This is a genomic window from Geomonas silvestris, assembly GCF_014193515.1.
GTDB classification, from domain to species: Bacteria; Desulfobacterota; Desulfuromonadia; order Geobacterales; family Geobacteraceae; genus Geomonas; species Geomonas silvestris.
The window spans coordinates 551,797-562,972 of record NZ_BLXX01000001.1; the positions used below are offsets into that span (position 1 = coordinate 551,797).

Annotated in this window: 8 protein-coding genes; 3 read left to right on the forward strand and 5 right to left on the reverse strand. The window is 66.1% G+C overall.

The annotated features are described in order from the left end of the window. Positions 1-66: 66 nt before the first annotated feature. The gene (locus GMST_RS02305) at positions 67-1,608 is read left to right on the forward strand and encodes a sigma 54-interacting transcriptional regulator (RefSeq protein WP_183352984.1); all 1,542 of its coding nucleotides are present in this window, start codon (positions 67-69) and stop codon (positions 1,606-1,608) included. 97 nt (positions 1,609-1,705) lie between these two features. On the opposite strand, the gene GMST_RS02310 is transcribed toward GMST_RS02305, so the two are convergent. After that, positions 1,706-2,392, reverse strand: a complete 687-nt coding sequence (locus GMST_RS02310) for a helix-turn-helix domain-containing protein (protein ID WP_183352985.1) — start codon at positions 2,390-2,392, stop codon at positions 1,706-1,708. A 520-nt stretch (positions 2,393-2,912) separates the two neighbouring features. Between GMST_RS02310 and GMST_RS02315 the strand changes: the two genes are divergently transcribed. Then, positions 2,913-6,080, forward strand: a complete 3,168-nt coding sequence (locus GMST_RS02315; protein ID WP_183352986.1) for a hybrid sensor histidine kinase/response regulator — start codon at positions 2,913-2,915, stop codon at positions 6,078-6,080. 14 nt (positions 6,081-6,094) lie between these two features. Here the strand turns inward: GMST_RS02315 and GMST_RS02320 are convergent, their stop codons facing one another. Continuing rightward, on the reverse strand, positions 6,095-6,667 hold the full coding sequence (locus tag GMST_RS02320; RefSeq protein ID WP_183352987.1) for a hypothetical protein: 573 nt from the start codon (positions 6,665-6,667) through the stop codon (positions 6,095-6,097). A gap of 173 nt (positions 6,668-6,840) precedes the next feature. Here GMST_RS02320 and GMST_RS02325 point away from each other — a divergent pair, with 173 nt between their 5' ends. Continuing rightward, the gene (locus GMST_RS02325; protein ID WP_183352988.1) at positions 6,841-8,691 is read left to right on the forward strand and encodes an ATP-binding protein; all 1,851 of its coding nucleotides are present in this window, start codon (positions 6,841-6,843) and stop codon (positions 8,689-8,691) included. A 146-nt stretch (positions 8,692-8,837) separates the two neighbouring features. Here the strand turns inward: GMST_RS02325 and GMST_RS02330 are convergent, their stop codons facing one another. The 3 genes from GMST_RS02330 to GMST_RS02340 all read right to left on the reverse strand — a co-directional run bounded on the left by GMST_RS02330 (position 8,838) and on the right by GMST_RS02340 (position 11,133). After that, positions 8,838-9,080: a hypothetical protein gene (locus tag GMST_RS02330; RefSeq protein WP_183352989.1), complete on the reverse strand. Its 243-nt coding sequence runs from the start codon at positions 9,078-9,080 to the stop codon at positions 8,838-8,840. 432 nt (positions 9,081-9,512) lie between these two features. Further along, positions 9,513-10,463 carry a bestrophin family protein gene (locus GMST_RS02335; RefSeq protein ID WP_183352990.1) on the reverse strand — a complete coding sequence of 317 codons (951 nt, stop codon included), beginning with the start codon at positions 10,461-10,463 and terminating at the stop codon, positions 9,513-9,515. 466 nt (positions 10,464-10,929) lie between these two features. Next, on the reverse strand, positions 10,930-11,133 hold the full coding sequence (locus tag GMST_RS02340) for a hypothetical protein (protein WP_183352991.1): 204 nt from the start codon (positions 11,131-11,133) through the stop codon (positions 10,930-10,932). Positions 11,134-11,176 lie beyond the last annotated feature (43 nt).

An 11,176-nucleotide genomic window follows, 5' to 3' on the forward strand; every position in this document is an offset into this window, starting at 1 on the left:
TAAGTTCAGCTGTAACATCCGTTGAATTTGGTGAAGCGGTGTTGTCGTTTGAAAAGGAGAGTGGCCATGGTGAGCCGGGATGAATTCGTCCGCGAGGTGACCTTGCGGATCTGCAGCAGCCTGAAGATTGAAGAGTCGCTCGAGACGACCTACCGGTACCTGTGCGAGCATCTCCCGCTTGACGACCTCTACCTGAGTATCCTCGACACCAGCCTGAACGCGATACGCCGGGTCGCCTACGTGGCCGCCTCGGAAAGTACCGCCCACCAGGAGATCATCCCGCTCAACTCCGAGATGCTGAAGACGCTCATGGCACGGGACTTCATGGAGCCGCTCATCGCCGGGCTCGACCACCACGACGACCTGGTGCGCAGCATGGCCCCGCTGTTTCGCCTGGAGGGGCATTCGGAGCTGGTGGTGCCGTTGTGGCTCGAAGGGCAGCGCATCGGCGGGCTTTCCCTGCGGACCAAGGGGGAGGGTCGCTACACCGCGAAGCACCTCGAGCTCATGAGCCAGGTGACGCACCCCTTCGCCATCGCGCTCGCCAACGCGCTCGCCCACGAGGCGGTGCTCAGGTACCGGGACGTCCTCATCGACGACAAGCGCTTTTTAAACCGCGAGCTGAACCCGCTCTCCGCCGAGGAGCTCATCGGGGGCGCCTCCGGGCTGCGCAACGTGATCGACATGGTGCGCCAGGTGGCCCCTCTCAACAACACGGTGCTCCTCTTGGGCGAGACCGGCACCGGCAAGGAGCTGATCGCGAACCTGATCCACTTCTCCTCGCCGCGCAAGGAAGGGCCCTTCATCAAGGTGAACTGCGGCGCCATCCCCGAGAACCTGATCGACAGCGAGCTCTTCGGTCACGAGCGCGGCGCCTTCACCGGCGCGGTCGCCGAGAGCCGCGGCCGCTTCGAGCGTGCCGAGGGGGGGACCATCTTCCTCGACGAGATCGGCGAGTTGCCGCTGACCGCCCAGGTGAGACTTTTGCGCGTCCTGCAAAACCGCGAGGTGGAGCGCGTTGGGGGGCACCGCCCGATCCCGGTGAACATCCGGGTCATCGCCGCCACGCACCGCAACCTGGAGAGCATGACCGCCGAGGGGCGCTTTCGCGAGGACCTCTGGTTCAGGCTGAACGGCTTCCCGGTCATCATCCCGCCGCTGCGCCAGCGCAAGGAGGACGTCCCCGCCCTGATCCGCCACTTCGTCACCCTGAAGAGCCGGGAGCTCGGCCTGGGGTTTCCCCCCGCGATCGCCCCGGGGGCGCTCACCCGCCTCATGGAGTACAACTGGCCCGGCAACGTCCGCGAGCTGGAGAACCTGGTGGAGCGCGAATTGATCCGGCACCGCGGCGGCCCCCTCGGCTTCGACTCGGTGCTCCCGGGCGATTCGGAGCGGGTGCCGGAAACCACCGGTACCGCCCCGCACTACCCGCTCAACCTGGACCAGGCCATGGCCCAGCACATAACCGAGGTCCTCAAGATGACCGGCGGCAAGATCCACGGCCCCGGCGGCGCGGCGGAGCTGCTCGGGATGAACCCGAACACCCTCAGCTGGCGCATGGACAAGCTCGGCATCAGCCGCCCGCGCAGCCGCGCCCGCGGCGCCTAGCCGCCGGCCACCGTGTTGTGGGGCTCGTGCAACAAAAAAAGGCCCCGCTTCTGTAGGAAGCGGGGCCTTACCTGTTCTGCCGGCGTCTCTTGACGGGTCACCCCGGCGGGGCGCCCTCGAGCATGAGCCGCATCTGCTTTAAGAGCGTTTCCGGGGAGAACGGTTTCTGCAGGATGGTGATCTCGCTGTCGAAGATCCCGGAATGGTAGCCGCTCACCAGGATGATGTGCAGCCCGGGACGCATCCTCTTGATCTCCTGGTAGGCCTCGATGCCGTTTTTCTGGGGCATGGCCACGTCCATGATGACCAGGTTGATCCGCTCCCCCTGTTCCTCGACGACCTTCACCGCGGCGCAGCCGTCCGCGGCCTCGAGCACCGGGAAGCCGTAGGCGCGCAACAGCTCGCAGAGCACCTCGCGCACCTGCACTTCGTCGTCCACCACAAGGACGGTCTCGGGGCGCTGCATCGGGGGTTGTGCAGCTTTCATGTGATTCTCCAGGTTACGGATCCACTGTTTCTCGACACTGCGTGCACCCTTTTGCACCCGGTGGTACGAGGTGAGGTTCAAAATGATCTCCACCTCCGAGATGATGTCGGACGGCAGGACGTTCAAGGCCCCCGCCAGGGCGAAGAGGGAGACCATGCTCGGCTGCTGCTTCCCCCCCTCGATATGCGAAATGAACGTGCGGTCCAGAAAACTCGCCAGGGACAACTGTTCTTGCGACAGATTGCGCTCCCTGCGCAGCCTGCGGATCACCGCACCAAAAGCTTCTTCTATGGTCACTTACCCTCCCGTCAGGCCTGCCATTTTATAGCAACCTTTAAAGAAACTTGCTGTTGACAATTAACCACAAAGAAAGGGGACCGTTTCCCCCTCCTCAAGGCCTCAAAGACGCGCCCGGCCTGGGTCGAGAGCGGCCTGCCGCGCGGCACGAAGGCGCCGTCCGACCAAAGCCCCGGCTTTTCGCGGCACCCCCTCCCTTAAATTCCGGGAGCCCCCAGGCACGCATTCCGACATCCCCCCCCCGGGTCCCCGAGATTCCCTGTAGGAACCGGGCACCGCCCCCGTCGAACCCTGTTCGGCAGCGCAGCGTAAAAGCTTGAGCCAGGGCTCGCGGGAGATCCGCCCCCGGGGGCCCTCCGCCCCCCGCTGCAGCACCGGTTCCGGGGGGTTCCGGGACCGGAGAGGGGCGCTCTGCCCAGCTTCTTATGAGAATAAACTGACAGTATTTCGCTAGACAACGTCCGACAGATCCCTATACTGCGGAGACCGGTTTCCGTTTCCCCAGGTGAGGAAGTAAGCCATGCCCGAGAACTTCGTTGCGGCACCCACCCACCCCCTCGACGCCCCGCGCAGCGCCCCCCCAGACGGGGAGGAGCACAGCTTCCGCGAGCTCTTTTTCTGCCACCCCTCCCCGCTTGCCCTGGTCGATGCAGCGACACTCGAGCTGGTCGAAATAAACCGGCAGGGAGTGGAACTCTTCCAGCTCGGTGCGACCCGTACGGCGCCCCGGCTGACCGACCTGGTGAGTTTTGCCGATCCGGCCGCCTGGCAGGCCTTCCTGACGGCGCCCGGCGACCAGTGGAGCGAGTTCGCAGCGACGCTTCCCCGGGACGGCGGGCACACCCCGTTTTCGGTGCACCTAAGGCGCGCCGGCCAGAGGGAGGGGCGCCTCTTCGCCCTTTTCACCCCCGCGGCCGAAGAGCGCACCCGCGACGGGGTCTATGCCTCCATCGTCGCCCACACCGGGATCGGTCTCACCGTCATCGACAGCTCGCTCAGGGTCGTCTCCATGAACCCGACCATCCGCTCCTGGTTCCCGCAGGTAGACCCGGGAGAGCGCCCCCTCTGCTACCAGAGCTTCAACTCGCCGCCGCTCGATGCCCCCTGCTCCTACTGCCCCGTCGTGAAGGTTCTCGAGGACGGCCAGTCGCACCACGCCACCACCGCGACCCCCACACCGGAGGGGATCCGCCACTTCAGCATGATCGCCACCCCGGTCCTCGACGCGCGGGGGGAGGTATTGAGCGTCATCGAGACTGCCGAGGACGTGACCGACCGGCTGCTCCTCGAGGAGCGCATGCTGGAGAAGAGCCGCAACCTGCAGGCGGTCCTCGACAACGCCCCCATCGCCATCTGGTACAAGGACGTCGCGGGGCGCTTCCGCTTCGTGAACAAGACCTTCTGCCGCCAGATCGGTATCGCCGAGGAGCGCCTTTTGGAGGCCGGCCACTTCACCGAGGTCCTCCCGGCCCGGGTCGCCGCCAACTGCTCCGTCTCCGATGAAGCCTGCCTGGGCCAGCAGGGCCCCAGCACCTTCCGGGAGAGCTTCCCCTTCAGCGACGGCAGGGAGCACCTCCTCTCGGTCACCAAGGGGCAGGTCAGGTCCGACGACGGCGAGGTGCTGGGGGTGGTGGGACTGGGGATCGACATCACCGAGCAGCAGCTCTACGCCGAACGGCTCCAGCTTCTGACCGACAGCTTCCTGCGCTTTGGGCCGGACTTCAACGCCAACATAAACATCCTCACCGAGGTGGCCGGGCGCATCCTCGGGGCCCGCTGCGCCCTCTTCAACCTCCTCGAGCAGGGGGAGCTTCACTCGGTGGGGCGCTGGAACCTCCCTGGGGCGTTCTCCGGCCGGCGCAGCCCCGAAGGGACCGTCTGCTACCAGGTGATCCGCTCCGGCTCGGCCGAGCCCGTGGTCATCGCGGACCTCGCCGCGTCCCCCTTCGCCGCCGGCTTCAGGGAGCAGCTGGCGGCCGGCATCACGAGCTACCTCGGGGTCCCGGTCTGCTGGGGAGACCGCACCGTCGGCGTCCTTTGTGCCCTTTTCGACCACGAGTTCCGCCCCACCCCGGCCGACCTCTCCTTTGCCAGCATCGTCGCCGCGGCCCTCGCCATCGAGGAGGACCGCCGCAGCTCGGTGCTCGCCCAGCAGCGCAGCGAACGGCTCTACCGCGCCCTCTTCTCCGAAGCCGGCGAAGGGGTCTTCATGATGACCACCGGGGGGATCATCCTCGAGGTGAACCAGGCCTTCGCGGACATGCACGGCTACCGGTGCGAGGAGATGGCGGGGATGCAGCTTGGCACCCTGGACACCCCCGCCTCCCTCGCGGGGGCCCCGGAGCGGATCGGGCGCCTTTCGGCCGGGGAGCACCTGACCTTCGAGGTGGAGCACTACCACCGCGACGGGCACACCTTCTCCCTGGAGGTCTCGGCGAGCCTCCTGGAGTGCGACGGCGAGCACCGGCTCATCTGCTTTCACCGCGACATCACCGAGCGCAAGCGCCACGAGGAGGAGCGCCGCACCCTGGAGAGGCAGTTCCAGCAGGCCCAGAAACTGGAGAGCCTGGGGGTGCTGGCCGGCGGGGTGGCCCACGACTTCAACAACATCCTCGCCATCATCTCGGGGTACTGTTCGCTGTTGGCGGTCGAGCCGGAGCGCGTCCCGGACTACCTTCCCGAGATCGTCAACGCCACCGAGCGCGCCGCCGAACTCTGCCGGCAGATGCTCGCCTACGCCGGCAAGACCCAGTTCGCCATGAGCCACGTCGACCTCACCACCCTGGTCGACGAGATGGTCCGGATGCTCAAGGCCACCCTCCCCCAGAACGTCGCGCTCCGGCTCGACCGCCCCAGGGCCCCCCTGGTGCTGGTCGCAGACTCAGGCCAGCTCAGGCAGGTGCTCATGAACCTGATCATCAACGCCTCCGAGGCGATCGGCGCCCGCCAGGGTGAGATCCGGGTCACCCTGAACCGCGCCGCGCTGACCCAGGAGGAGGCGCGCTGCGACCACCTGGGGAAGGAGATCCCCGCCGGCTTCTACCTCTGTCTCGAGGTGGCCGACGACGGCTGCGGCATGGACGAAGCGACCCGGCTCAGGGTCTTCGAGCCGTTTTTCAGCACCAAGTTCTCGGGCCGGGGGCTCGGGATGTCGGCGGTGCTCGGCATCATCAACGCCCACGGCGGAGCGCTCGACCTCGCGAGTACCCCGGGGGGCGGGACCTGCTTCCGCATCTACCTCCCCGCCCCCGAGGAGGCCGACCGGGCGGCGCAGGGGGGACGGCAACTCGAAACCGCCAGCCGCTGGCAGGGGAGCGGCCGGGTGCTTTTGGTGGAGGACGAGGCGATGGTGCGGGCCTTGGCGGCCACCATGCTGGGGAAGCTCGGTTTCGAGGTGGTTCAGGCGGCCAACGGGGAGGAGGGACTCAGCCGTTTCCGGCACCGGGAAGGGCCCTTCAGGCTGGTGATCACCGACCTCGGCATGCCGGTCATGGACGGCTACCAGATGGTGGACGAGCTGAAGCGGCTCGCCCCGGGGCTCCCCATCCTGATCACCACCGGCTTCGGCGAGGTGGACGTCGCCTCGCGCCTCTCCCTTTCCCGGGTAGACGGCTACCTTGCGAAGCCCTACGACTTCCTGAAGCTGAAGGAGGCGGTGAACCTGGTGATCGATGCGACGGCTGGGTAGCGCGCGTGAAAGGGCTAGGGGCGAAACGCGGGGGAGCCGGCAGGGCGCCGGAGGCGGCGCACCAGCATGGGGACGAGCAGCATCGCGGCGAGCACCAGCCCGACGGTGGTGGCGGGGTCCTTCACGTAGCGGTTCAGCTTCAGCGTGGTCAGCGCGATGACCGCGAAGTAGAGCAGGTCCCCCGCGATGGCGAAGGCCCACCCCGCCAGGAAGCCGTGCCCGGCCGCCAAAGCCGTGCTGCGCCCGGTCATCGGGTCCACCCCGAAGGAGACCAGGACCAGGGCGAGCGGACCGCTACTCGTGCCGGTCAACTGGGTCGCGCTGCGGGCGTTGGCGGCCTTGAGGGCCGCGGCGAAGCGGGACAGGGGGCGGATCCTGCCGAAGATGAGGGCGAAAAGCCGCAAGACGGGCTCGAAGGCGAGCGCCAGGACCAGGTCGGAGACCAGGTAGGTCGCGGCGGTGACCGGCCAGGCCACCCCGCTATCGCGGGCCACAAGCACCCCCGCGGGGATCCCCCCGCCCACCGGAAGCAGGAACAGCTTGAATATCTCTACGAGCTTTGCGTTGTGCAGGTCGAAACCGGTCATGAACTCATTTTTTCCGGAAGAGGTGATTGAACAGCCGGGCGCAGCCCATGCTAACACAGTAACCATCCCCTTGTAAGGGAATACCCTGGTGCAGCAAAAATTCCTTCCCTTCCCCGCCCGTCATCAGTATAATTCTTACACTCACCGACGCGTCGCACCTACAAGGCTGACCGATGGGCATAGACACGAAGAGCATTGGCTTCAGACTCATGGCCCCCTGCCTGGTCATCATCGTGACGTCTTTCGCCTTGGTACGCACCCTGAGCGGGTTTTTCCCCCCGATCGTCTCGGAGTGGCTCAGCTTCCACCCCAGCGCCCGCAACGGGGCCCTCACCTTCATCTCCCTGGCCGCACTCGGCTGGGCGCTCGCCAGTTTCGGCATCGTCCTGGTCTTCAAGAGGAACCTGGTCGCCCCCCTCACCCGCATCATCGCCTGCGTGAGCGCCGGGGAGCGGGTCCCCCCCACCGGGTTGCGCGAATTCGACATCCTGGGAAACGCCATCAACGAGACGCTCTCCCGCGAGCGCCTCAGCCAGGAGCGGCTGCACACCTTTCTCAGCAACGCCCCGGTCATCCTCTACGCCGTCGACCGCTTCGGGGTGTTCACCCTCTCCGAGGGGAAGGGGCTCTCGGCGCTGGGGCTCCTGCCGGGACAGGTGGTGGGGCAATCGGCCCTGGAGAGCTACCGCGACTATCCCCTCATCGTAGCCGGCCTCGAGCGCGCCCTGACCGGCGAGACCTTCTCCATCGAGAACGCCGTCGGCGACAAGGCGTTCGAGACCTGGTACAGCCCGATCAAAGACGAGCGGGGCGCCTTCATGGGTAGCATCGGGGTGGCCATCGACGTCAGCGAGCGCAAGGCTGCGGAGGCCGAGAAGGACCAGTTGAGCGAGCAGCTGCTCCAGGCCCAGAAAATGGAGTCGGTTGGGCGGCTGGCCGGAGGGGTGGCCCACGACTTCAACAACCTGCTCACACCCATCATCGGCTACGCGGAGCTTCTCAAGCTGGAGCACCCGACCAGGCAGGCCGAGGAGCGCCTGGACCAGATCCTCAAGGCAGCCGACCGCGCCAGGGGACTGGTGCAGCAGCTTTTGAGCTTCAGCAGGAAGCAGGTGCTGGAGTTCAGGACCGTCGACCTGAACCGGGTGGTCGACGACTTCACCGGGATCCTGCGCCAGGCGATCCGGGAGAGCGTCGAGCTCAGGATCACCCTCTCCGGCACCCCCTGCCCCCTGCAGGGCGACCGGCACCAACTCGAACAGGTGATCATGAACCTCGCGGTGAACGCCCAGGATGCCATCGGCGGGCACGGCGTGGTCGCCATCGAGACCGCGCACGTCGAGATCGACGAGAAGTTCGCCGAGAAAAACCCGGACCTCGCCCCGGGACGCTACCTCACCCTGGCCTTCAGCGACAGCGGCTGCGGCATGGACCGGGAGACCCTGGCGCACATCTTCGAGCCCTTCTTCACCACCAAGGGGCAAGGCAAAGAGACCGGCCTTGGGCTCTCCACCGTCTTCGGCATCGTCCGGCAGCACGGCGGCACCGTCCTGGTGCAGAGCGAGCCCGGCCGCGGCGCCGCTTTCACCTGTTACTTCCCGGAGGCGCGCGGGCTCCCGGCGGACGAGCGGCTCGCCAGCCTGGAGCTGACGCTCCCCGACGTCAAACGGCGCAGGATCCTGCTGGTCGAGGACAACAGCATGGTGCGCACCCTGGTTCAGGAGCTCCTGACCCGGCGCGGTTTCCAGGTGCTGGTGGCCGACGAGCCGACCCAGGCGCTCTGGCTTGCCAAGGGGGAGCCGCTCGACCTGCTGGTGACCGACGTGATCATGCCCAACATGACCGGCCCCGAACTGCACGCGGCGCTGAAAAAGAGCCATCCCGCCCTGAAGGTGCTCTTCATGTCCGGCTACGCCCGGGAGGAGATCCCCCATCCCGACGGGCCCGAAGCGGGGTTCCCCCTGATCCAGAAGCCCTTCGCCATCAGCAGCTTCGCCAGGCGGGTCGAGGCGCTTTTGAGCTGACGTTGCAGGCCTTCCGCCCGCCGAAACCCGGCCGCAAAAAAGGCTGGACCCCGTCATGAGGTCCGGCCTTTTCCTTGTCCAAGTTCCAGGCAAGCCGCGGCGGGCGCCGGGGTCGCAGCCGGCGCGCCGCGCGGTCAGCGCGCTTCTCACATGGCGGGCTGCTGTTCCTGCCGGATCAAGGCGGCGATGGTTTCCAGGGCTTCGAGCGCCGAGCGGGCACCCTGCTCCCACCCCGCCACGATCTGGGCGATCGTCTGGAACAACCCGGTGCCGGCTTCCGCATCGTCCTCGGCATCGTGGCTCAGGCAGGCGATCACCTCGAGAACCCGTTGCGGCTCGCGCCCCCTCGCCTCGTAATCGGCCACTATCCGTTCCACCTGCTCGATCATCTCATCCGTCCTTTGGGGTCTCCCCCGTGGGGCAGCCTCTCGCGGCGCCGCCCGTCGCACCGTGAGCCACCCGCCGCGTTTTTCCTGCCGTTGCCTTGTTACGCCGAAACCAGTGCCGCCAAAAGCACGGCGGCGAGGACCCCCAGGATCGTGGCGATAATTTTCTTCATCATAAGGTACCTTCCTGTTCACCTAACGCTGAATGTGTATCTGCACAGCCAGTGCCACCAAGAAAGATCCCGTCGTTTCTGGCATTGCGCCATGCGCCAGGAAGAGTCCTGCCGCAATTCGGCAACGCTCTGCCTCGTTTGCGGTATCGCCTGTGCCAGATGGGTGCGCCGCGTTGCGGGAGGAGCATGCATGCGAAGCGATGAGGATCAATCGGTGCCGGGCGTTTTCCCCGGAGCATAAACAGTCCGGTAAACCCGGATGCTACTGCAGCACGTACCCCATCGGCTGCAGCACCTCGGGGAGCTGCTCCTCGCCCAGGGCCGCCCGCAGGTCCCGCTCGATGGTGCGGCACATCGAGGCGAGGGCGAGGTTGTTGGGACGCACGCCGAAGGGGTCCTCGATCTCGTCCCCCAGCGCATCGAGGCCGAAGAAGGTGAAGGAGACGATCCCGACCACGAGCGGGGTCATGAAGCCGATGGAATCCACCAGGCCGAAGGGGAGCAGGAAGCAGTAAAGGTACGCGGTCCGGTGCAGCAGCAGGTTGTAGGTGAACGGGATCGGGGTGTTGTTGATCCGCTCGCACCCGGCGACCACGGTCGCCAGCATGGTCAGGTTCTGGTCGATGCCGGCTGCGAAGTAGTCGTAGAGCTGCTTGTTCTCGATGCAGCTGCGCAGGTCCTGGGCCATGCACTGCAGGAGGTACTGGGGGCGGTTGTGCGAGGCAAGCAGCTGGGCCACTTCCTCCTCAGGCAGGTACTGGCGGATCTCCTCGGAGGGATCGGTCCCCCTCAGGTGGTGCCTAAGGGCGTGGCTGAAGGCGATCAGCCGGTACACCATGGTGATGCGCCGGTCCTCGGGATCGTAGGGGGGCCACTCGCTCGATCCGGCGCGGTCCGAAGAGATGAAGGTGAGGATCTGGCGCGTCGTGCTGCGGCACACCACGATGAGCTCGCCCCACAGTTTGCGCCCCTCCCAGTAGCGGTCGTAACTGGTGGAGTTTCGAAACCCGAGGAAGATGGCGAGCGCCAGCCCGATCAGGGTGAAGGGGATCGGCGTCATGGTGATCTTGAGGCCGAAGAGCGTCCCGTCGGTGACGGTGCCGATGACGGCGAGCAAGACCGTAATGCACAACGGCCAGACGATGCGCGGCAGCACCGACCCCCTGATCACGAAAAATAGCCTGAGCCCGCTGGGGCGCTCCCTGACGATCATGAACCTCGGTCTCCGGTTGTGGTTTTAGGTGGCGATCCGGGGCTAAAAGCCTGCCTTGTCCGGCAGATGGCGGGAACTCCCGCGCCGGTCCCGGACCGATGAGTGGCGATGATACAGGAAGCCTTTTTCCGGTGCAAAGGTGTATACCTGTATACTTTTGGGTTTTCGGCGAAGCTCGCCGTCGGTGGGGGGGCCCGGTGCCGGGCAAGAGGAAAATGTGTGAAAAGGCACAGGAAAACATGAGGAACGACCCGAATCTTTGAGGGCCAAAACGGGCTGTCACATTAAACGAGGCGTACCGCCATAGTCCGGAGCTCGGTAGCTGCCGTCCCGGGCCTACCGGGTGAAGCGTGGAGAAGGGAGACAGCGGGGATGCGCCTTCGTATCAGCAGGAAGCCAAGCTGCACCATTGGCGAGCCTCTACTTCCCCCCCCTGAGGATCCGATTACAGTAATGCCCCCTTTGCTCAAATAACCGACGTAATCTCGACGATATCGCCGGCAAAGCGGACTAGCGTCCCGTCGGCCCGTATGCTGCGCTGGTCCACCCGCTCGACGCTCTCTGCCAGCACCTCGATCGATTCGCAGTTCGCCTCGTCCAGTTGGCTCGCGAAATAGATCGTAAAGAGCGTCTTGTGCTCCACCTGGTCCCAATCGTGGTGCGTCTTCACCTCATCCGCCATCTACCCCTCCCCCGTTCGCCCGGCGCTCCCG